This is a genomic window from Oricola indica, assembly GCF_019966595.1.
GTDB classification, from domain to species: Bacteria; Pseudomonadota; Alphaproteobacteria; order Rhizobiales; family Rhizobiaceae; genus Oricola; species Oricola indica.
The window spans coordinates 396,791-417,040 of record NZ_JAINFJ010000002.1 but is presented as its reverse complement, the minus strand read 5'-3'; the positions used below and the strand labels follow the sequence as shown (position 1 = coordinate 417,040).

At 62.9% G+C, this 20,250-nt stretch carries 20 protein-coding genes and 1 riboswitch; of the genes, 13 read left to right on the top strand and 7 right to left on the bottom strand.

Annotated elements, in window-relative coordinates:
• Window positions 1-17 precede the first annotated feature (17 nt).
• The 5 genes from pstC to phoB are packed head-to-tail and all read left to right on the top strand — an operon-like array spanning window position 18 to window position 5,146.
• Entirely contained in the window at window positions 18-1,490 is a 1,473-nt protein-coding gene (gene pstC, locus LC343_RS07465) for a phosphate ABC transporter permease subunit PstC (protein WP_223476479.1), read from the top strand.
• Complete coding sequence (gene pstA, locus LC343_RS07460) at window positions 1,490-2,830, top strand: phosphate ABC transporter permease PstA (RefSeq protein WP_223476478.1); 1,341 nt, start codon at window positions 1,490-1,492, stop codon at window positions 2,828-2,830. Before pstC ends, pstA begins: the two co-directional genes overlap by 1 nt.
• Before the next feature lie 20 nt (window positions 2,831-2,850).
• Complete coding sequence (gene pstB, locus LC343_RS07455) at window positions 2,851-3,660, top strand: phosphate ABC transporter ATP-binding protein PstB (RefSeq protein ID WP_223476736.1); 810 nt, start codon at window positions 2,851-2,853, stop codon at window positions 3,658-3,660.
• A 56-nt stretch (window positions 3,661-3,716) separates the two neighbouring features.
• Window positions 3,717-4,436 (top strand): phosphate signaling complex protein PhoU, encoded by a 720-nt coding sequence (phoU, locus tag LC343_RS07450; RefSeq protein WP_223476735.1) that lies wholly within the window; start codon window positions 3,717-3,719, stop codon window positions 4,434-4,436.
• A 17-nt stretch (window positions 4,437-4,453) separates the two neighbouring features.
• Window positions 4,454-5,146: a phosphate regulon transcriptional regulator PhoB gene (gene phoB, locus LC343_RS07445; protein ID WP_223476477.1), complete on the top strand. Its 693-nt coding sequence runs from the start codon at window positions 4,454-4,456 to the stop codon at window positions 5,144-5,146.
• Window positions 5,147-5,215: 69 nt separating this feature from the next.
• On the opposite strand, the gene LC343_RS07440 is transcribed toward phoB, so the two are convergent.
• Complete coding sequence (locus tag LC343_RS07440) at window positions 5,216-5,770, bottom strand: GcrA family cell cycle regulator (RefSeq protein ID WP_223476476.1); 555 nt, start codon at window positions 5,768-5,770, stop codon at window positions 5,216-5,218.
• A 339-nt stretch (window positions 5,771-6,109) separates the two neighbouring features.
• Here LC343_RS07440 and LC343_RS07435 point away from each other — a divergent pair, with 339 nt between their 5' ends.
• From LC343_RS07435 to LC343_RS07420, 4 genes are read left to right on the top strand one after another with little or no spacing between them, the layout of a single operon-like run.
• Window positions 6,110-7,303, top strand: a complete 1,194-nt coding sequence (locus LC343_RS07435; protein ID WP_223476475.1) for an aspartate aminotransferase family protein — start codon at window positions 6,110-6,112, stop codon at window positions 7,301-7,303.
• A 39-nt stretch (window positions 7,304-7,342) separates the two neighbouring features.
• Window positions 7,343-8,269, top strand: a complete 927-nt coding sequence (gene argF / locus LC343_RS07430; protein ID WP_223476474.1) for an ornithine carbamoyltransferase — start codon at window positions 7,343-7,345, stop codon at window positions 8,267-8,269.
• On the top strand, window positions 8,266-9,264 hold the full coding sequence (locus LC343_RS07425; protein ID WP_223476473.1) for an Hsp33 family molecular chaperone: 999 nt from the start codon (window positions 8,266-8,268) through the stop codon (window positions 9,262-9,264). Before argF ends, LC343_RS07425 begins: the two co-directional genes overlap by 4 nt.
• Window positions 9,265-9,285: 21 nt before the next feature.
• Complete coding sequence (locus LC343_RS07420; RefSeq protein WP_223476472.1) at window positions 9,286-9,915, top strand: class I SAM-dependent DNA methyltransferase; 630 nt, start codon at window positions 9,286-9,288, stop codon at window positions 9,913-9,915.
• Window positions 9,916-10,013: 98 nt separating this feature from the next.
• Here LC343_RS07420 and LC343_RS07415 read toward each other — a convergent pair whose 3' ends face one another.
• Window positions 10,014-11,477 carry a TrkH family potassium uptake protein gene (locus LC343_RS07415; RefSeq protein WP_223476471.1) on the bottom strand — a complete coding sequence of 488 codons (1,464 nt, stop codon included), beginning with the start codon at window positions 11,475-11,477 and terminating at the stop codon, window positions 10,014-10,016.
• Entirely contained in the window at window positions 11,474-11,866 is a 393-nt protein-coding gene (gene apaG, locus LC343_RS07410; protein WP_223476470.1) for a Co2+/Mg2+ efflux protein ApaG, read from the bottom strand. The genes LC343_RS07415 and apaG overlap by 4 nt, the downstream gene beginning before the upstream one ends.
• Window positions 11,867-12,009: 143 nt before the next feature.
• On the opposite strand from apaG, the gene LC343_RS07405 reads away from it, so the two are divergent.
• Window positions 12,010-12,636 carry a CDP-alcohol phosphatidyltransferase family protein gene (locus tag LC343_RS07405; RefSeq protein WP_223476469.1) on the top strand — a complete coding sequence of 209 codons (627 nt, stop codon included), beginning with the start codon at window positions 12,010-12,012 and terminating at the stop codon, window positions 12,634-12,636.
• Window positions 12,629-13,777, top strand: coding sequence for an amidohydrolase (locus tag LC343_RS07400; protein WP_223476468.1), 1,149 nt, complete (start codon window positions 12,629-12,631; stop codon window positions 13,775-13,777). Before LC343_RS07405 ends, LC343_RS07400 begins: the two co-directional genes overlap by 8 nt.
• Here LC343_RS07400 and LC343_RS07395 read toward each other — a convergent pair.
• Window positions 13,774-14,964, bottom strand: a complete 1,191-nt coding sequence (locus tag LC343_RS07395; RefSeq protein WP_223476467.1) for an O-succinylhomoserine sulfhydrylase — start codon at window positions 14,962-14,964, stop codon at window positions 13,774-13,776. The genes LC343_RS07400 and LC343_RS07395 overlap by 4 nt on opposite strands.
• Before the next feature lie 61 nt (window positions 14,965-15,025).
• Window positions 15,026-15,103, bottom strand: a riboswitch (SAM riboswitch).
• A gap of 78 nt (window positions 15,104-15,181) precedes the next feature.
• Here LC343_RS07395 and LC343_RS07390 point away from each other — a divergent pair.
• Window positions 15,182-16,270, top strand: a complete 1,089-nt coding sequence (locus LC343_RS07390) for a 2'-deoxycytidine 5'-triphosphate deaminase (RefSeq protein ID WP_223476466.1) — start codon at window positions 15,182-15,184, stop codon at window positions 16,268-16,270.
• On the opposite strand, the gene LC343_RS07385 is transcribed toward LC343_RS07390, so the two are convergent.
• Window positions 16,262-17,053 carry an ion transporter gene (locus tag LC343_RS07385; RefSeq protein WP_223476465.1) on the bottom strand — a complete coding sequence of 264 codons (792 nt, stop codon included), beginning with the start codon at window positions 17,051-17,053 and terminating at the stop codon, window positions 16,262-16,264. The two genes, LC343_RS07390 and LC343_RS07385, sit on opposite strands and share 9 nt — an antisense overlap.
• Window positions 17,054-17,270: 217 nt before the next feature.
• Here LC343_RS07385 and LC343_RS07380 point away from each other — a divergent pair, with 217 nt between their 5' ends.
• Window positions 17,271-18,098 carry a hypothetical protein gene (locus tag LC343_RS07380; RefSeq protein ID WP_223476464.1) on the top strand — a complete coding sequence of 276 codons (828 nt, stop codon included), beginning with the start codon at window positions 17,271-17,273 and terminating at the stop codon, window positions 18,096-18,098.
• Here LC343_RS07380 and LC343_RS07375 read toward each other — a convergent pair.
• Both LC343_RS07375 and LC343_RS07370 read right to left on the bottom strand, forming a co-directional pair.
• Window positions 18,095-18,325 (bottom strand): DUF6471 domain-containing protein, encoded by a 231-nt coding sequence (locus LC343_RS07375; protein WP_223476734.1) that lies wholly within the window; start codon window positions 18,323-18,325, stop codon window positions 18,095-18,097. The two genes, LC343_RS07380 and LC343_RS07375, sit on opposite strands and share 4 nt — an antisense overlap.
• Window positions 18,322-20,247, bottom strand: a complete 1,926-nt coding sequence (locus LC343_RS07370; protein WP_223476463.1) for a glycosyltransferase — start codon at window positions 20,245-20,247, stop codon at window positions 18,322-18,324. The genes LC343_RS07375 and LC343_RS07370 overlap by 4 nt, the downstream gene beginning before the upstream one ends.
• Window positions 20,248-20,250 lie beyond the last annotated feature (3 nt).

The following is a 20,250-nucleotide window of genomic DNA, read 5'->3' as shown; positions in this document are numbered from 1 at the left end:
CTTTTAGGGGACGCGCAATGCCTGTGCTTTGGATCGTCATAATTATTTTGGCGATGGCCGCGATCGGCTACGTCATGGGGCGCCAAAGAGCGCTGGCCAGCGCAGGTGGCGATCCGCGGAATTTGCATTCGCTTCCCAGCTATTACGGCTCAAGCGTTGCCATCTTCACGATGGTGTTCTCGTTTCTCGTCCTTATCGTCTGGCTGATCGTTCAGCCTATCGTCATAGAAAACCAGGTGGCGGCCAATATTCCGCCCGAAATGGTCCGGGAGGGCAGCACGCTCGGCCTTATGATGTCGGACGTGCGTCGCGTCGCCGACGGCCTCGATCAGGCCGTGTCGCAGGGCGCGATGGATCCCGAAGCCGCATCCAACATCCGCGCTGAATTTACCGATGTGCGCGATCGTCTCGGCGCCATCGGTGTGGCCCTTGGCTCCGATGTCGGTCCGGCGGTTCTGCGCGCGGCGCAGCGCTACCGGTCACTGAACGCTACCGGCCACATGTTCATGGCGGTGGTCGTGCTCGGCCTGGCGGCGGCAGGTTTCATCCTGGCCTACCTGCGGTCGCACAAGGATTTTCGCGCCCGAAACGTCGTCGAAACGACAATTCGCTACCTTTTGATCGGTGCGGCCTCGATCGCGATCCTCACGACGATCGGCATCGTTCTCTCGCTGGTCTTCAACACCTGGGAATTCTTCCGGCTCTACTCCTGGACGGAGTTCTTCTTCGGCACGACATGGTCGCCGAGCTTCTCAGGCCGGGGCGGTTCGTCGGAGCTGGGTTTCGTGCCGCTCCTCTGGGGTACGCTTTATATCTCCTTTATCGCGCTGGCGGTATCGGTGCCGATCGGGCTCTTCGCGGCGATCTACCTGTCTGAATATGCCGGCCCGCACATGCGCGCCATCGCCAAGCCGCTGATCGAGGTTCTGGCCGGTATCCCGACCATCGTCTACGGTCTGTTCGCCCTCCTGACGGTTGGCCCGATGCTGCTGAGCGTGTTCGGAGAAGGAGGGCTTGGCTGGATGCAGGCAGGGACCGCCGTCATGACCGCCGGTCTCGTCATGGGCATCATGCTGATCCCCTTCGTGTCGTCCTTGTCGGATGACATCATCAACGCAGTGCCGCAGGCCATGCGCGACGGCTCGCTCGGCCTCGGTGCGACGCATTCCGAAACGGTTCGCCAGGTCATTCTTCCCGCCGCGCTTCCCGGCATCGTCGGCGCCATCCTGCTGGCCGCCTCGCGCGCCATCGGTGAAACGATGATCGTGGTGCTCGGCGCAGGCGCGGCCGCGAAACTGTCGCTCAATCCGTTTGAAGCCATGACCACCGTCACGGCAAAGATCGTCAGCCAGCTCACCGGCGACAGTGACTTTGCCTCGCCCGAGGCCCTCGTGGCCTTCGCCCTCGGCATGACGCTCTTCGTCATCACGCTGGGTCTGAATATTCTCGCCCTTTATATCGTCCGCAAGTACCGGGAGCAGTACGACTGATGACCGACGCGACCGCAGCCACTGGCGCACCCGCCCAAGCCCGCCGCCCGTTTGCGTCACTTCTGACGCTGGACGAGCACACCAAACGCCGCAACGCCACCGAAGCCCGGTTCAAGGCCTATGGTCTGGCCGCGGTCCTTGCCGGCCTTTTCTTCCTGGTCGTGCTGTTCGTTTCGATCATCTCGAACGGCATCCCCGCCTTCACCCGTATGGTCGTGGAGCTCGACTTCACCCTGACGCAGGCGCAGTTCGACGAGGCCGAGAGCCAGCTTCTCAAGACGGGCGCCTATCAGGGCTACTTCGTCGAGGGTTTCGACAAAGCGCTCGAGGAACGCGGTGTCGAGGTGGAGTATGACGCGGCCGTCCTCGATCGTCTGATCGGCAAGGTCGGCGGTATCATGCGCGAGTTCTACGCCGCAAACCCGGACAAGATCGGCGAGGAAGTGGTCTTCGAACTGCCGACCTCCTCACGCGTCGACGGCTATTTCAATGGCCGCCTGAAGCGCGAGGACGTGAGCGACAGCCGTTTCCTTGAGGCCAGCGATCTGGATCTCGCTGACGAATTGTACGAAGCGGGCATCATCAAGAGCGACTTCAACTGGACGTTCATCACTGGCGCCGATTCCGGCGTGGACAACCCGGGCGGCGCTGGTATCGGCGCTTCCGTGGTCGGCTCCTTCTTTATGATGATTGTCGTGCTGGCGCTAAGCCTCCCCATAGGCGTCGCTACCTCGATCTATCTCGAAGAATTCGCACCGAAAAACTGGTTCACCGACCTGATTGAGGTGAATATCTCCAACTTGGCCGCCGTGCCGTCGATCGTGTTTGGTATTCTTGGTCTGGCTGTGTTCATCCAATTTGCTGGTTTGCCGCAGTCTGCGCCACTGGTCGGTGGCCTTGTGCTGACGCTGATGACCTTGCCGACGATCATCATCTCCACCCGAGCCTCGTTGAAAGCGGTTCCGCCGTCGATCCGTGACGCCGCGCTGGGCGTCGGCGCGTCGAAGATGCAATCCGTCTTCCACCATGTGCTTCCGCTCGCCATGCCGGGCATCCTGACGGGAACGATCATCGGACTGGCCCAGGCGCTTGGCGAAACCGCGCCGTTGCTGCTGATCGGCATGGTCGGCTTCGTGGCGCGCGGCTATCCGGACAGCTTCCTCACCGGTTTCACCGAGGCCAACTCGGCCATGCCTGCCCAGATCTACACCTGGGCGGCCCGCGCCGATGCGAGTTTCTACGAAAAAGCATGGGGCGGGATCATCGTCCTGTTATTGTTCCTCATGACCATGAACATCATTGCCATCATTCTGCGCCGCCGCTTCGAGCGCCGCTGGTAAGGAGAAAGACCATGAAAACGATGCTGACCGAAGCGGACAACACAGTCGCGACCGTGCCGGCCGCGGGCCCGAGAGACACCAAGATCAAGGCTCGCAAGGTGCAGGTCTATTACGGCGACACCCACGCGATCAAAGATGTCGATGTCGATCTCGAGGACAAGGCCGTCACCGCCTTCATCGGCCCGTCGGGCTGCGGCAAGTCGACCTTCCTGCGCTGCCTGAACAGGATGAACGACACGATCGACGTGGCGCGCGTCGAAGGCGAGATCACGATCGACGACGAGGACATTTACGACAAGAAGGTGGACCCCGTTCAGCTTCGCGCCAAGGTCGGCATGGTGTTCCAGAAGCCGAACCCGTTCCCGAAATCGATCTATGACAATGTTGCCTACGGCCCGCGCATTCACGGGCTCGCAAAGTCCAAGGCCGATCTCGACGTGATCGTCGAGAAATCGCTGCGCCGCGGTGCGATCTGGGACGAGGTCAAGGACCGCCTGACCGCACCCGGCACCGGCCTTTCCGGCGGCCAGCAGCAGCGTCTGTGCATCGCCCGCGCGGTGGCGACGGAACCGGAAGTGCTCCTCATGGACGAACCCTGCTCGGCTCTCGATCCGATTGCGACCGCAAAGGTCGAGGAACTGATCGACGAGCTGCGCGAGAGCTACACGATCGTCATCGTGACGCACTCCATGCAGCAGGCAGCCCGCGTGTCGCAGCGCACGGCGATGTTCCACCTCGGAGAGCTCGTCGAGTTTGGTGATACGAAGGAGATCTTCACCAACCCGACCGAAAAACGCACACAGGACTACATCACCGGCCGGTTCGGGTAATTCCCGGCTCGGGTGGTGAAACAGCGATAACGAAACAAGGGAAGGACAGTCCGATGGTGCCAACGAGCCATACGGTGACCGCTTTCGACGAGGACATGAAATTCCTCGCCCACAAGATCGCCGAAATGGGCGGTCTTGCCGAGCGCATGGTGGAAAGCTCCATCCGCGCGCTTATCAAGTCGGACATTCCGCTCGCGCAGAAGGTCATCACCGACGATCTCGTTCTCGACGAGGCCCAGGCGACGCTCGACGACAAGGTCGTGCAGATCATCGCACAGCGCCAGCCCGTCGCCAGCGACCTGCGGGAGGTCTTCTCGACCATTCGCATCGCCAGTGACCTCGAGCGTATCGGCGACCTAGCCAAGAACATCGCCAAACGCGTTGTCGCGATTTCCGAGCGCGGCCATTCCGTCAATCTGGTCCGCGGCATCGACCATATCGGCGATCTCGCCCTGGCCCAGCTCAAGGAAGTGCTCGACGCTTTCGGCTCGCGCTCGGTCACGCGCATCAACATGGTCCGCGACCGCGATGACGAGATCGACGCGATGTACACGTCGCTGTTCCGCGAACTCCTCACCTACATGATGGAGGATCCGCGCAACATCACGACCTGCACGCATCTGCTGTTCTGCGCCAAGAACATCGAGCGCATCGGCGATCACGCCACCAACATCGCGGAATCCGTCTATTACATCGTGACGGGCGAGCATCTGTCCGCCTTTCGCCCGAAAGAAGACAAGACGCACAAGATCGTCGTGGATCAGCCCGACGCTTGATGCATGGGAGTATAGGCATGGGCAATCAGCCAAAGGTGATGGTTGTCGAGGATGAAGAAGCGCTTAGCGTTCTGCTGAAGTACAATCTGGAATCGGAAGGATACCGGGTCGACGCGGAACTGCGCGGTGACGAGGCCGAGATAGCGCTCCGTGAATCCGTGCCCGATCTCTTGATACTCGACTGGATGTTGCCGGGTCTCAGCGGCATCGAATTGTGCCGTCGGCTGCGTGCGCGGCCGGAGACGCAGCGCCTGCCGATCATCATGCTCACCGCGCGCGGCGAGGAAAGCGAGCGTATTCGCGGGCTTTCGACCGGTGCGGACGACTATGTCGTCAAGCCATTCTCGACGCCTGAACTGATGGCGCGGGTCAAGGCCATGTTGCGCCGCGCCCGCCCCGAAATCGTCGCCAGCGTGCTCAAGGTCGGGGAGCTCGAACTCGACCGCGAGACCCATCGCGTCTATCGCAACGGGCGCGAGATCAAGCTCGGACCGACGGAATTCCGCCTTCTGGAGTTCTTCCTGCAGGCCCCTGGCCGGGTGTTCTCGCGCGCGCAACTGCTCGATGGCGTGTGGGGCGAGGACATCTATGTCGACGATCGCACGGTCGACGTGCATATCGGTCGCCTGCGCAAATCCATCAATATTGGAAAGATGAGGGATCCGATCCGCACGGTTCGCGGGGCGGGCTATTCGCTGGAAGCAGTCTGACGCCCGCCAGTTCCGTATGAAAAAGGGCGGCCATTGGCCGCCCTTTTCTTTTTCCTGATGTCTTCCCGCTCAGCGCGAGCGCTTGCGCTCGGATGTCGGCTGAAAGGCGAGTTTCGCGTGGTATTTGCAATAGGGCGAGGATTCCTCGGACTGGTGTCCGCAGAAATGGAAGTCTTCCGACAACGGATCGCCCTGCGGCCACTTGCAGGTGTTCTCATTGAGCTCGACCAGCGTCAGGTTCTTCGAGATCGGGACGACGACGTCCTCGATCGGACGCCGGTCGGCTTCCGCGAAGGCCACCGTGCTGACTTCGTTCTTCATCACCGTCGCGCCGACGGCATGCGTAACCGTCGTGAGGGTGCGTCCGCCGGCACCACCGCCGCCGCCGCCACCGCCGGAATAACCGCCGCCCCGTGGCGTGGAGGCCCGCGGCGCAACGCTGCGCTTGGTCTTGGGTGCGCCCGAGGAAACCGATTTCGCCCGGCCGGACAATTTCAGCCGGTGGACTTTGCCGATCACGGCATTGCGGCTCACGCCGCCGAGTTGTGCGGCGATCTGGCTGGCGCTCAGGCCGTCGGCCCATAGCTTCTTCAACATTTCGACGCGTTCGTCAGTCCAGCTCACTTCCGTCTCTCCATCCAATGACTGTGCGCAGAATCCTTCTCCGTGGCTCGGTTTTTCCAAGAAAAACCGGCACCCGAACGCGAAACTTGGGAGTAAACTCTGCGTGGTTGGCCCCGCTTGAAAGGAAACTACTATGGCCGCTGACTCGCTGACAAGAGTCGCCGGACATCCGTGAATCCGATTTCGCGGTTTTCAACAACTTGCATTTTTTATCCTGCCGACGGCCCCAAGAGACGCGGAATCTCCAGCCCGATTGACGCAAGCGCGGTCTGATCTTAAAACCGGAATGCCGCCGGAACAGGCGGCTTTTTTCGTTTGCACACCATGCGGGGCAATCAAATGACGCAACCATCGCCGCTGTTCGAGACCTATGCGCGGGCCGACATCGCCTTCGATCACGGAGAAGGCTCCTGGATCGTGGACACGCGCGGCGAGCGATATCTCGATTTCGGCGGCGGCATCGCCGTCAGCGCGCTCGGTCATGCGCATCCGCATCTCGTGGAGACACTGCGCGAGCAGGCCGGCAAGCTCTGGCACACCTCCAATCTCTACGAGGTGCCGGAACAGCGCCGGCTGGCCCAGCGCCTCGTCGACGCGACCTTCGCCGACAAGGTCTTCTTCACCAATTCCGGTGCCGAGGCGCTTGAATGCGCCATCAAGACGGCGCGGCGCTATCACTATGCCAAGGGGCATCCCGAGCGCTTCCGCATCATCACCTTCGAGGGCGCCTTTCACGGCCGGACGCTGGCGACCATCGCCGCCGGCGGTCAGCCGAAATATCTCGAGGGCTTCGGTCCCAAGGTCGAAGGTTTCGACCAGGTGCCCTTCGACGACATGGACGCCCTGAAGGCGGCGATCACGGACGAGACCGCGGCGCTGCTCATCGAGCCCGTGCAGGGCGAGGGCGGCATCCGTCCGGTCGCGCTGAGCTTCCTGCGCGATTTGCGCGCGCTCTGCGACGACAAGGGCCTGCTCCTGATCTTCGACGAGGTCCAGTCCGGCATGGGCCGGACCGGCAAGCTGTTCGCGCATGAGTGGGCCGGCATTGAACCGGACATCATGGCCGTGGCCAAGGCGATCGGCGGCGGCTTTCCCATGGGCGCCTGCCTGGCGACCGAAGAGGCGGCGAGCGGCATGGTGCCCGGCGTGCACGGAACGACCTATGGCGGCAATCCGCTTGCCATGGCGGTCGGCAATGCCGTGCTCGATGTCATCCTCGCCGACGGCTTCCTGGAAGGCGTGCACGACAAGGCGCTGCGCCTGAAGCAGGGGCTCGCCTCGATCGTCGACCGTTATCCCGATGTGCTGGCCGAAGTGCGCGGCGAGGGGCTGATGCTCGGCATCAAATGCGTCGTGCCCAACACCGCCCTTGTGAAGCAGCTTTACGCAAACCACATGTTGACGATACCGGCGGGCGACAATGTCGTGCGCATCCTTCCGCCTCTGACCTCGACAGACGAGGATATCAAGATCGCGCTTGAACGCGTCGAAGAGGCCGTATCGCATCTGTCCGCAACGGGACGTGACCGGTAAAACCGATCCGTCATACGAACCCCTTTTGGATTCCGAACCATGAGTGTCCGTCATTTTCTCGATATCGCTGCCATCCCGGCGGAAGAACTGCGCGTAATCCTCGAAGGCGCGAAACAGCGCAAGGCCGCTCAGAAGGCGGGCACCGCCGACAGGCCGCTCGCGGGCAAGGCGCTGGCCATGATCTTCGAAAAGCCGTCGACGCGCACGCGCGTGTCCTTCGATGTCGGCATGCGCCAGCTCGGCGGCGAGACGATCATGCTGACCGGGACCGAAATGCAGCTCGGCCGTGACGAGACCATCGCCGATACGGCGCGGGTATTGTCGCGCTATGTCGACATCATCATGATCCGCACCAAGGAACACGACCGGCTGATGGAACTGGCCGATGCCGCGACGGTGCCCGTTATCAACGCGCTGACCGACGACACCCATCCCTGCCAGATCATGGCCGACGTGATGACCTATGAGGAGCATCGCGGGCCGATCGAGGGCCATCGCATCGCTTGGACCGGCGACGGCAACAATGTCCTGCACTCGCTGATCGAGGCGTCGCCGCAATTCGGTTTCGACCTTTCGGTCGCCGTGCCCGAGGGCAACGAGCCGGGGCAGCGCTATGTCGACTGGGCGCGGTCGCGTGGCGGCAAGGTGGAGATCGGCCATGATCCCGAGGCCGCGGTCGCCGGCGCGGATGCCGTCGTCACCGACACATGGGTGTCGATGGGCCAGGAGGAAAAGGCGCGCGGCCACAACATATTCATGCCTTACCAGGTCAATGAGCGCCTGATGAAACAGGCTTCCGAGGACGCCCTGTTCATGCACTGCCTTCCCGCACACCGCGGCGAGGAGGTGACGGACGGCGTGATCGACGGCCCGCAATCCGTCGTCTTCGACGAGGCCGAGAACCGGCTTCATGCGCAAAAGGAAATCATCGCCTGGTGTCTTGGCGTGGGGATCGGCGCACGATGAGCGAACACGTCGCCTTTACGGGCATGAGCGACACGGATCCGATCGACGCGGTAGTCCCTTACCGCGTCGACGCGCTGGATGCGCGCGGCCGGGCGGTCATGGTCGGCCCCATGCTCGATGCGATCCTCGACCGTCACGATTATCCCGAGCCCGTTGCCCGGCTGCTCGGCGAGATGATCGTGCTCACGGTGCTTCTCGGCACCTCGCTGAAATTCGAGGGAAAATTCATCGTCCAGAGCCAGACCGACGGTCCGGTGTCCCTGCTGGTCTGCGATTTCGCGACGCCGGACGGCGTGCGCGCCTATGCCCGTTGGGACGAAGACGCCGTCGAGGCTGCGCAAAAGGCCGGAACGGATGATCCCGCAAGCCTGCTCGGCAAGGGCACGCTCGCCCTGACCGTCGATCAGGGCGCCTACATGCAGCGATACCAGGGCATCGTCCAGCTCGACGGTGCATCGCTGGAAGAAGTCGCGCGCAATTACTTTCGCCAGTCCGAGCAGATCCCGACCGAACTGCGTCTCGCGGTCGCGCGGCTGACGGTGCGTGGCGATGATGGCGATGTGCGCAATCACTGGCGCGCGGGCGGCATACTGGCCCAGTTCCTGCCCGAGGCGCCGGAACGCGCCCGCATGTCCGATTTGCACCCCGGCGACGCGCCCGACGATGCCGAAATCCACGAGCTGGACGAGGACTACGCCTGGCAGGAGGTCAAGGCGTTGCTGGACACGGTCAGCGACGATGAACTGGTCGACGAGAGTGTCGGCGTCCACACGCTTCTCTACCGGCTTTTCCACGAGCGTGGTGTGACGGTCAACGAAGCGGGTCCGGTGCATGATCGCTGCACCTGCTCGCGCGAGAAGGTTGCCGGCGTGTTGCAGTCATTGTCGCCGGAAGAGCGCGCGGAATCGCTTGAGGACGGCGAGATCGTCGTCAAGTGCGAGTTCTGCTCGACCGTCTATCGCTTCAAGCTGTCGGATTTCGACAAGCCGAACTAGGAAACGCCGATCGGAGGCTTCATGAGCCGGACAGACAGGTTCTGGGACCGCATCGCGAAGAGATACGCGGCCCGGCCGGTCGCCGACGAGGCGTCCTACCAGAAGAAGCTGGAGATCACCCGCGCCTATCTCGACGAGACGTCGGACGTGCTGGAGATCGGCTGCGGCACCGGCTCGACCGCCATCCTGCACGCGCCGCGCGTTCGCCATATCCGCGCCGTCGACTGCTCGGCCAACATGCTCGACATCGCCCGCGAAAAGGCGCTGGAAGCCGGCGTCACGAATATCGACTTCGAGAAGGCCGACATTGACGGGTTGGACGTGCCGCCTGCGCGCTACGATGTCGTATTGGCGCTCAGTATCCTGCATCTCGTCGACGACCGGGACGCCGTGATCGCCAGGCTGTTCGATGCGCTGAAGCCCGGCGGCGTGCTGGTGTCCTCGACGGGCTGCGTCGGCGACGATATGGCCTGGATCCGCTTCATCGCGCCGCTCGGGCGGTCCGTCGGCCTGCTGCCGCTCATCCGCGTCTTCACCCGCGAGCAATTGCGTGCCAGTTTCGAGCGTGCCGGTTTTGCGATCGAACACGACTGGAAGCCCGGCGAGGGCAAGGCCGTCTTCATCGTCGGCCGAAAGCCGGAAGCGTCCTAGTGCAATTCAGGTTTTGGTTGAAACATCAGCATCGGAATGCGCGTTCGAGCCGAAGGTGAGAGACAGCGCGTACTGATTCTATTGCAACCTGAAATGCACTAGCTTCGCCAGAAACGCGGCAGGAAAAGCACCAGCACGGTGAACAGTTCCAGCCGCCCGAGAAGCATGCCGAAGGACAGCAGCCATTTCGCCGTGTCGTTGAGCGGCTGGTAGGTGCCGGCTGGCCCGATGATCGACCCGAGACCGGGCCCGACATTAGAGATCGCCGAGCCCGCGCCCGAGATCGCCGTCAGGAAATCGAGGCCGGTCAGCCGCAACGCGATGGACAGCACGATGAAGGCTGCAAGATAGAGAAAGATGAAGGTCGTCACCGCGAGCGGAACGCGATCGTCGAGCGGCCGCCCGTTGAAGCGCTTCACGAAGACACCGTGCGGATAAAGCACCTTGGCGAGCCGTACCCGGACCTCAGCGAACAGCACCTGGAACCGGAAGATCTTGATGCCGCAGGAGGTCGATCCGGCGCAACCGCCGATGAACATGATGATGAAGAAGAACGAGATCGACTGCGCGCCCCACAGGCCGTAATCGGCGGAGGCGTAGCCGGTTCCCGTCATCACCGAGACCGTGTTGAAGACCGCCGCGCGGAAGGAATCCGATTCCCGCGTGAAGCCAGCCAGCGAATGGTCGGCGACGACCCAGCCGAGCAGGATCAGAACGCCGAGAACGGCGAGAAAGGTGCGCACCTGCTGGTCGCGCCACAGCGACAGCGGGCGGCCCTGCAGCACCTGCACATAAAGCAGGAAGGGTATGGACCCCGTGATCATGAACAGGATCGCGATCCATTCGATCGACGGGTCCTGGTAGAAGCCGAGAGAGGCGTCGCGCGTCGAGAACCCGCCGGTCGCCACCGTGGTCATGGCGTGGATCAGGGCATCGTCCGGTCGCATTCCGGCGATGAGATAGGCAGCCGCGCACAGCGCGGTGAAGGCCACGAAGACCAGCGTCATGGAGCCGGAAATCTGCGTCGCGCGCGGCAAGATCTTTTCCGGGGTCTCGAACGCTTCGGCCTTGAACACCTGCATGCCGCCGATCTGCAGCATCGGCAGCACGGCCACCGCCATGACGATGATCCCCAGGCCACCCAGCCATTGCAGCATGCCGCGCCACAGGAGGATACCCGGCGGCGCGTGATCGAGCCCCGTGATGACGGTCGCCCCGGTCGTGGTCAGCCCGGACATCGCCTCGAAGAAGGCGTCGGTGAAGGTCGGCGTGATGCCGGACCACCGGAAGGGAAGGGCGCCCGCCGTCACCAGCGCCAGCCAGACAACCACCGTCATCAGCATCGCCTGCCGCGTCGACAGGCTGCGCGAGAGGCCGCGCGTCGCGGTGAAGAAGGCCACGCCGACCAGCGTTGTTGCCGCCGAGGACCCGGCGAAGACCTGCCAGTCGGGATTGCCCGCGACCATGTCCACCAGCGCCGGGATCAGCATCGCCGCGCCGAGCGTCGTCAGCAGGATGCCCGTGACGAGGATAACCGGCCTGAGATCGAGGACCGCGCTCAATTGAGGCGCCGCGCCGGATCGGGAATGTCGAGCGAGAAGGCCGGAATATGCGCCTTGAATCGCGTTCCGTCGTCGCGCCGCAGGACGTAGTGGCCGACCATCGTGCCGGACGGCGTGTTGAGCGGACAGCCCGACGTGTAGTGGTAGGTGTCGCCCGGCGAAAGAACGGGGTGTTCCCCGACAACTCCCGGCCCTTCGACTTCCTCGACCTGGCCGATGGCATTGGTTATGTGCCAGTAGCGCGTCTCGAGCTGGACGCGATGATCAGACCCGTTGGCGATCACGACGGTATAGGCCCACACGAAGCGGTGCTCATCCGGCTCGGACTCCTCGTCCAGATAATGCGGTTCGACGATGATCTCGACGCCGTCTGTCGTTTCTCGGTACATGCGCGAGATTTAGCTGATGATCCCCGTCATGAGAAGGCGCATCCCGCCGCACACACGCTTGCGTGAACGGATATGAAGGATCGTGGCATGACATCGGCGGAATGGGCGATTAAGTCACGCGTCGGAGACCGAGGAAAAGTGACATGCTCGATGGCGCCGTGCGCGAGAGGATCCAGCCGCTGATCGATGCCGCGGGCCGCGCGATTGCGCGAACCGGGGCAACCGCCAACACCGTGACGGTCACGGCCCTTCTTCTCGGAGTTGCCGCGGCGGGATTGATCGCCTTGCAATGGTATCTCGCGGGCATGATCGTCCTTCTGGCAAGCCGGCTCTGCGACGGCCTCGATGGCGCGGTCGCCCGTGTCAACGGCAAGACCGATTTCGGCGGTTTCCTCGACATCGTGCTCGATTTCGCCGTTTATGGCATCGTCCCGCTCGGCTTCGTCATCGCCGACCCTGCCGCCAATGCCATCGCGGGCGCGGCGCTGATCTTCTCCTTCTATGTCAACGGCGCGAGCTTCCTTGCCTTCGCCATCATGGCCGAGAAGCATGGCATGACGACCGACCAGCGTGGCGAGAAATCGCTGTTCTTCACGACGGGCCTGGCAGAGGCGACCGAGACCATCGCCGTCTTTGTCTTCGCCTGCCTCTTTCCCGGCTGGTTCCCCGTCCTCGCCTGGGTCTTCGCGGCGATTTGCCTCTACACGGCGCTGTCGCGCATCGTTATGACGAAACGCGGTTTGAGCCTCACCGGGAAAGACGATGCTTGAGAATTACGACCTGATCGCCGAACTGACCGCGCTGCGCCGAGACCTGCACCGCATGCCGGAAATCTCCGGCGAGGAGGAGAGAACGGCGGCGCGCATGAGCGTCTGGCTGCGCGACTGCGGCGCCGACGAGGTGATCGAGGGCCTCGGCGGTTACGGCGTGGCCGGCATCTTCGACAGCGGAACGCCGGGGCCGACGGTCCTCCTGCGCTGCGAACTCGACGCCCTGCCCATCCACGAGACCGGGTCGCCGGACTGGCGTTCGCAGATCGAGGGCAACGGTCACATGTGCGGCCATGACGGGCACATGGCGATCATGTGCGGAATGGCGCGGCGGTTGCAAACCGAACGGCCGGCGCGCGGCCGCGTCGTCCTGCTTTATCAGCCCGCCGAGGAAACCGGCGTCGGCGCGCGGGGCGTCCTCGACGATCCCCGCTTCGAACAGATTCGGCCGGATTTTGCCTTCGGGCTGCACAACCTTCCCGGCATGAAGCCGGGCGAGGCGGCGATCCGCGAGGGATCTGTCTGTTTCGCCTCCGAAGGCATACAGATCCATCTGACCGGCTGGACGTCGCATGCCGCCCATCCGGAAGATGGCCGCAGTCCCGCCAACGCGATGTCGGACCTCGTGACGCGCCTGCCGAAGCTGCCCGAGGAACTCGGCATCGCCCCCGGCGACGCGCTCGTGACGCTGTCGCATGCCCGTCTCGGAGAGGCCGCCTTCGGCATCGCGCCGGGGGAGGCGTGGATCATGGCGACGCTGCGTGCGCGCACGGACGAATTGCAGGAAAGGCTGATGGCCGCCGCGCGCGAAAGCGCCAAAGCGGCCGCGAAAGCCGCCGGGCTTGAGATCGACATTGAGACGTCGGAGCGTTTCGCCGCCTGTTTCAACGACGCTGAGGCGACTGCCATGGTGCGCGAAGCCTGCGCGGAGGCCGGTGTCGCCTGCGGCGAGGTCGATGGCCCGTTCCGCTGGTCGGAGGATTTCGGCCTGTTCTCCTCCGCCGCGCCCTCCGCCTTCTTCGTGCTTGGCGCGGGCGAGGATCAACCGCAATTGCACAATCCGGACTACGATTTCCCCGACGCGATCATCCCGCAGGCTTTGGCGATCTTCGAACGGCTGGTGCGGAAGCAGACCGATTAGCCCACTTTCGCCAGCGCCCCGTCGATATCGTTCATCAGGTCGTCGGCATCCTCCAGCCCGATGGAAAGCCGCAGCGTGCCGTCCGAAATGCCGAGTTCCTCGCGCGCTTCCGGCGACAGGTTCTTGTGCGTTGTCGTCGCCGGATGCGTGATCAGGCTCTTGGCGTCGCCGAGGTTGTTGGAGATGCTGACGATCCCGAGCGCGTTTTCGAAGGCAAAGGCCTCTTTCTTGCCGCCCTTCAGCTCGAAACAGACCAGCGTCGAGCCGCCCTTCATCTGCTTGGGAATAATGTTGGCCTGCGGGTGGTCCGGACGTCCCGGATAGATCACGCGCTTCACTTCCGGGCGCGACGCCAGGAAGTCGGCGACCTTGCCGGCATTCGCGGTCTGGGTCTTCACGCGCAGCGGCAGCGTCTCCAGCCCCTTGAGCATCACCCAGGCGTTGAAGGGGCTCATCGACGGACCGGTGTGGCGGTAATAGTCGTGCAGGTTCTCGTCGATCCATTCCTCGCTCGCCAGCACCACGCCGCCGAGACACCGGCCCTGGCCGTCAATGTGCTTGGTGGTCGAGTAGACGACGATGTCGACGCCCAGTTCCATCGGCTTCTGGTAGATCGGCGTGGCGAAGACGTTGTCGATCACAACCTTCGCGCCGACCGATCGTGCGACGGCGACCACGTGCTCGATGTCGATGACTTCCAGCGTCGGATTGGTCGGGCTTTCGAAGAACAGCACCTTGGTATTCTTCTTCACCGCCTGTTCCCAGGCGTTCGGGTCCGTGCCGTCGACCAGCGTCGTCTCGACGCCGTATTTCGGCATCAGCGTCTCGACGATCCAGCGGCAGGAGCCGAACAGCGCGCGCGCCGCGACCACGTGGTCACCGGCCTTCACCTGGCAAAGCAATGCTGATGCAACCGCGGCCATGCCCGAGGCGGTTGAGCGCGCCGCTTCCGCGCCTTCCAGCAGGCACATGCGCTGCTCGAACATCTCGTTGGTCGGGTTTGCATAGCGCGAATAGATGAAGCCCTCTTCCTCACCCTTGAAGCGGGCCTCGGCGGCTTCGGCGCTGTCGTAGACGAACCCCTGCGTCAGATACATGGCTTCCGAAGTCTCGCCGAACTGCGAGCGCAACGTGCCGCCATGTACCATCTGCGTTGCGGCGGAAAATTTCGACCAGTCAGAAGCCATCTGGAGTCTCCATACAAAAAAACCGGCATGCGTCGCCGCAAAACCGGTTGAACCACGTCTCCTGACGTGCCGCGCGGCCTTTTAGCGAGTTGTTTAACGTGGCTGCAAGCCGACCGGCCAAATCACCACGAACGAAAGCTGTCCATAAGGCTTCGCGGTGCTTGCGTCAACAAATCCGCTCGGGAATGGTGCGCGCCATGATGGGGAACCTCAACAAATGACCGGCGGAATCCTGCCCGACAGTGCCATACGCGCCCTGTTCGAGGCGTCTGCACTCAAATCCGACCGGGCCCTCGATCCCGACCAGATCCAGCCGGCCAGCCTCGACCTGCGGCTTGGCGCGAAAGCCTATCGGGTGCGCGCGAGCTTCATGCCGGGGCGTGACTTCAAGGTGGTCGACAAGCTCGAACAGCTGAAGCTGCACGAGATCGATCTCGAGGCGGGCGCGGTGCTGGAGACCGGCTGCGTCTATATCGTGCCATTGCTCGAGGAACTGGCGCTGCCCGACGGTATCGCCGCATCGGCCAATCCCAAGAGTTCCACCGGCCGGCTCGACATCTTCACCCGCGTCATGACCGACCACGGCATCGAGTTCGACAAGATCCCGGCCGGCTATCGCGGGCCGATCTATCTGGAGGTCAGCCCGCGCACCTTCCCGATCGTGGTGCGCACCGGCTCGCGCCTGTCGCAGGTCCGTTTCCGCTCGGCCAACACGATCCTCGGCGCGGATGATCTGTCGGCGCTGCATGAAACAGAAACGCTGGTCGCCGGCGACAATCCGATCGTCACCCATGCCGGCATTGCCGTTTCGGTCGATCTGTCCGGCGACAAGCAGGGCCTTGTCGGCTATCGCGGCAAGCATCACACGGCGGTGGTTGATGTCGACAAGCGCGGCGCGCTCGACGTTCTGGATTTCTGGGAGCCGCTCTATGTGCGCGACCGCAAGGAACTGATCCTCGACCCGGACGAATTCTACATCCTCGTCAGCCGCGAGGCAGTGCATGTCCCGCCGGACTATGCCGCCGAGATGACGCCCTTCGATCCGCTGGTCGGCGAATTCCGCGTCCATTATGCGGGGTTTTTCGATCCCGGTTTCGGCCACAGCGAGGCGGGCGGAACAGGCAGTCGCGCCGTGCTGGAGGTGCGCAGCCACGAAGTGCCCTTTGTCCTGGAGGATGGCCAGACGGTCGGCCGCCTTGTCTATGAGCGCATGGAAAAGCGCCCGGACCATCTCTACGGCATCGATCTCAAGTCCAACTACCAGGCCCAGGGCCTGAAGCTCTCCAAGCACTTCCGCTCATTGTGAGGTGCGCTCGGCGCGCAATGCCTTGATCTCTTCCCTGAGTTTGCCGAGTTCCGACAGGATCGCGGTCTGGTCGTCATGCAGCGTCGCCCGGTCCGAGGCGGCCTCCTCGTCATGCTCCTTCTGCATCGCCGAGACGATCACGCCGATGAAGAGGTTCAGCACCGTGAAGGTGGTGCACAGGATGAAGGGGATGAAAAACGCCCAGGCCCATGGATAGACCTCCATCACCGGCCGGACGATGCCCATCGACCAGCTTTCCAGCGTCATGATCTGGAACAGGGAATAGGCCGATGCGGCGATCGAGCCGAACCATTCCGGAAAGGTCGCGCCGAACAGCTTCGTCGCCATCACGGAGAAGACGTAGAAGAACAGGCCGAGCAGCATCATGATCGAGCCCATTCCCGGCAGCGCGGCCAGCAATCCGCCGATCACGCGGCGCAGCGACGGCACGACGCTGATCAGCCGCATCACGCGCAGGATACGCAACGCCCGCAGCACGGAGAACGCGCCGGCCGAGGGGATGAGCGCGATCCCGACCACGAAGAGATCGAAGATGCGCCACGGGCTCCTGAAGAACGCACCCCGGTAGACGGCGAACCGCGCGATCAGTTCGACGACGAAGACGCCAAGGATGATCCGGTCGACCGCCATGATCAGCCCGCCCGCCTGCGCCATGACGGCGGACGAGGTTTCCAGGCCGAGACTAACGGCATTGATGATGATCAGGATGACGATCGCCTGCTCGAAGCGCTGCGATTCGACGAGGGTTGCGAGACGTTGCATGGGCTCTTTTTCGTCCGGTGCCAGGGTCGCGGTTTCGCTCGTCAATATGGGGAGCGCGGGACGATTTGCGAGATGTCAGATGCGATGCCCCGCGCCATTCGGGTCGTGCGGCGCGTGCGGGGTTTTCTCCCAGAGGAAGGGCATTAGGTAGCAAACGCACCAAGCGTTTCGGTGCCGCATCTTTTGCTGGTTGTCACAAAAAGAATGACAATCGGAAATGAAAACGTATTCTCAACTCATGTGGGAAAGTAACGCGTACATCACAATCACGCTTGATCTCGACGAGCCGGTAGAGATCGGCGATTTTGCGGCGATGTTCGCGGGTATTGGTGAGCAATTCGAGGCTTATTTACGAGAGCATCATCCGCAATTGCGCGGCAAGGCGCAAATGTATGTGCGTGAAGTACGCCAGGGCTCAATCGTCGCAGACCTGTTTCCGAACATCCCCGATCTAATTGGGTATATGGACGGCATTCTGATCGTTCTAGGGTTTGGATCGCTATTCAGTAAGCGTATCCGAAATCTGATCTCCGGGCAGTACATAGAAGACGCCAAGAAAAGCGACATAAAGGAAATCGGCGAAACGATCCGCGCCGTGTCCCACGACACGGGCGGCACGATGCAGATTGAATCCCTCAAATTCGAACAGGGCGTTTGGAGTAAGAACCTCGAAATCTCTTTCTCTGCATCGGAGGCGCGGGAAGCAGAGCGGACATTGGCTGACCAGAAAAAGGCGCTAGATGCCGTTTCACACGTCGATCACGAGCGCGTCTTGATGACGTTTGAACGGTCGCGGAAGTCTGACACCGATCTCGACAAGCCGACCGGCGAGCTAGTTGTGATCGAGGAAGTCACAGAGAAGCCAAAAGCATTGATCTACGGGTCTGAACTGATCGAGAAAAAAATCAAGCATGAGATCCGAGAAGCCGACGACAACATTTACAAAAAAGGCTTTGTCGTCGATGCGAATGCCCGGCTAAAAGACGGGCGGGTTGTCGCGTACGTGGTCACTGATGTTCATCAAGTTGTTGACTTCCCGGACTAGTCCAGATGCACAACCGTCGTGGCAATCGCAGATAGGCATTGCAGCATAAATGCTGCCGTGAATTTCCCCCGAGAGAGCTTATTCTTTACATTGGCCTCTTTCTCGTCAACGCCGATCTCTCCCAGCTTCTCGACCAGCCCGGCGTAGGTCACGCCCTTTCGCTTCAATTCCGCTTTCAGGAGGTTTGCAGCCTTAGATTCCCGGTCCGCGTCTTTGCGAGATGTCAGATGCGATGCCGGACCCCATTCGGATCGTGCGGCGCGTGCGGGGTTTTCTCCCAGAGGAACGGATTGCGGTAATACTGCACCGCTGCTCGCCAGCCCGCGACAGACATCAGCAGCCAGTAGGCCGGCAGCGCCGGCAGGATCTTCAGCGCAAGCCCCTTTTCCGGGCCGTCGACCGCGCGCAGTCCGAGCGCGGCATGCACGCCGAAGGCGAGCAGGATGTTCGCCCAGTCGGCGGCCGCGAGCCATGACCAGGCGATCGGGACGTCGCTCTGGAACACGCCCCACGCGGCGACGCCGGCGATCATGAGGAGCGTCATCGGAAAGAACAGCGAGCAGATGACGGTTCCGGCCAGAAGGGCGTGCAGGATCAGTGTTCCCGCGATCGGCATCCGCCGCGACCGCAACGCGCCGAGCCTCGTGTTGACGATCCAGGTCTGGATCCAGCCCTTGATCCACCGCGTTCGCTGGCGCAGCCAGATCGACGGCTTGTACGCCGCGTCCTCAAGCGTCGGACGCGTGATCGTCCCGATGCGGAAGCCGGCGCGCCAGAGCCGGAAGCCGAGATCGGCGTCCTCGGTCACATTGTGCGGGTCCCAGGCGCCGCAGCGCTCCAGCGCCGTCCTCCGGAAATGGGTGGATGTGCCGCCAAGCGGCACCGGAAGGCCGTGCCGTGTCAGGAATGGCAGGAGCGCGCGGAACTGCGCCGCATATTCGACATGGAACAGCCCAGCGATCCAGTTGCGCCGTGGATTGGCGATGACCAGCGGAGCCTGCAAGGCCGCGACGCGGTTCGGCGCGCGCCGGAAGATCTGCCAGGCCTCCTCCATCTGGTCCGGGTGAGGCCGGTCCTCCGCATCGAAGAGCGTTACCAGCGAACCGGTGCAGAAGGGCAGGGCGTGGTTCAACGCCTTGGGTTTCGTTCGAGGCCCGATGCGCGGCACCGCAATCACCTCGAAACGGCGGTCGAGCTTCTGACGCTCCAGCGCCGCCAGCGTCTGGTCGTCATCGTCCTCGCAGACCAGCTTGATTTCGAGTTTGCTTCGCGGCCAGTTCAGCTGCTTCAGCGAGGTGATCAGGTCATCGACGACCGGCGCCTCGCGATAGAGCGCAACGATCACCGTATAGACCGGGCGTTCGGAATTCTTGAATTTCGCCAGCGGTCTCGGCTCCACCCGTTCGTAGCCGATCGCGGCAACCAGACGCAGTAGGATGCTGGACAGAAAAAACAGCGAAGCGCCGACATGCACGGCGACGATCGCAATCGCCGGCGAGAGTATCAGTCCTGTCGTCACGGCCGAGATCAGCGCCGCCAGCACGAAACCGTGCCAGGCGCTGGCGCCATGTTTCGCCGAGGCGGCGGGCATGTCGTTCGACAGCCGAAATCCCGCTTCCTCGGCAAGCCTCTGGCGCATCCGTCCGATCGATGCCTTTCGAAGCGCAGAGGGCACCGTGATCGCAATGCGCGCGTCGGCCTTGCGTTTCTGGCGGAGCAGCTTGTCCGTGATCAGCGCCGACCCCGACCCCGGCGAGGGCGCGACCACAGCCCGCACGGTGCCGTCGGCCAGCCGGCACCAGCCGGTCGGAGACACGAGAGTCCCCGCGTGGGCAGGCTCGTCGCGATTCAGGATCTCGATGATCGTGTCCGGCGCGATGAACTCCAGCCCCGCGTGCTCCGCGAGGGTGCGGTAGTAGATTTCCTCCGTGATCAGTCCGCTGGCCAGCAGCTCTTCGACGCCGGTCGTGTCGTTGCGGATCGCCATCCGGCTCGCGCGCGACAGATAGGAGGCGGGATAGGCGTGATCGGAAAGGAATGCGATTGTCTCGCAGTAGCGGTTTTCGTTGTCGGCGGGCTTGCCCGGCCGTTTGCGTGTCAGGGCACGCGCCTGATCGAGCCGGCCGGTAATCGGCTCATGCCTCAGCATGGC

What these genes read in the sequence shown, in the direction of transcription:
- LC343_RS07385 (WP_223476465.1), bottom strand. Translation starts at nt 17,053, where the DNA reads ATGCAACGTCTCGCAACCCTCGTCGAATCGCAGCGCTTCGAGCAGGCG.
- LC343_RS07435 (WP_223476475.1), top strand. Translation starts at nt 6,110, where the DNA reads ATGACGCAACCATCGCCGCTGTTCGAGACCTATGCGCGGGCCGACATC.
- LC343_RS07395 (WP_223476467.1), bottom strand. Translation starts at nt 14,964, where the DNA reads ATGGCTTCTGACTGGTCGAAATTTTCCGCCGCAACGCAGATGGTACAT.
- LC343_RS07425 (WP_223476473.1), top strand. Translation starts at nt 8,266, where the DNA reads ATGAGCGAACACGTCGCCTTTACGGGCATGAGCGACACGGATCCGATC.
- apaG (WP_223476470.1), bottom strand. Translation starts at nt 11,866, where the DNA reads ATGTACCGAGAAACGACAGACGGCGTCGAGATCATCGTCGAACCGCAT.
- LC343_RS07400 (WP_223476468.1), top strand. Translation starts at nt 12,629, where the DNA reads ATGCTTGAGAATTACGACCTGATCGCCGAACTGACCGCGCTGCGCCGA.
- LC343_RS07405 (WP_223476469.1), top strand. Translation starts at nt 12,010, where the DNA reads ATGCTCGATGGCGCCGTGCGCGAGAGGATCCAGCCGCTGATCGATGCC.
- pstB (WP_223476736.1), top strand. Translation starts at nt 2,851, where the DNA reads ATGCTGACCGAAGCGGACAACACAGTCGCGACCGTGCCGGCCGCGGGC.
- LC343_RS07420 (WP_223476472.1), top strand. Translation starts at nt 9,286, where the DNA reads ATGAGCCGGACAGACAGGTTCTGGGACCGCATCGCGAAGAGATACGCG.
- argF (WP_223476474.1), top strand. Translation starts at nt 7,343, where the DNA reads ATGAGTGTCCGTCATTTTCTCGATATCGCTGCCATCCCGGCGGAAGAA.
- LC343_RS07390 (WP_223476466.1), top strand. Translation starts at nt 15,182, where the DNA reads ATGACCGGCGGAATCCTGCCCGACAGTGCCATACGCGCCCTGTTCGAG.
- LC343_RS07370 (WP_223476463.1), bottom strand. Translation starts at nt 20,247, where the DNA reads ATGCTGAGGCATGAGCCGATTACCGGCCGGCTCGATCAGGCGCGTGCC.
- pstA (WP_223476478.1), top strand. Translation starts at nt 1,490, where the DNA reads ATGACCGACGCGACCGCAGCCACTGGCGCACCCGCCCAAGCCCGCCGC.
- phoB (WP_223476477.1), top strand. Translation starts at nt 4,454, where the DNA reads ATGGGCAATCAGCCAAAGGTGATGGTTGTCGAGGATGAAGAAGCGCTT.
- LC343_RS07380 (WP_223476464.1), top strand. Translation starts at nt 17,271, where the DNA reads ATGAAAACGTATTCTCAACTCATGTGGGAAAGTAACGCGTACATCACA.
- pstC (WP_223476479.1), top strand. Translation starts at nt 18, where the DNA reads ATGCCTGTGCTTTGGATCGTCATAATTATTTTGGCGATGGCCGCGATC.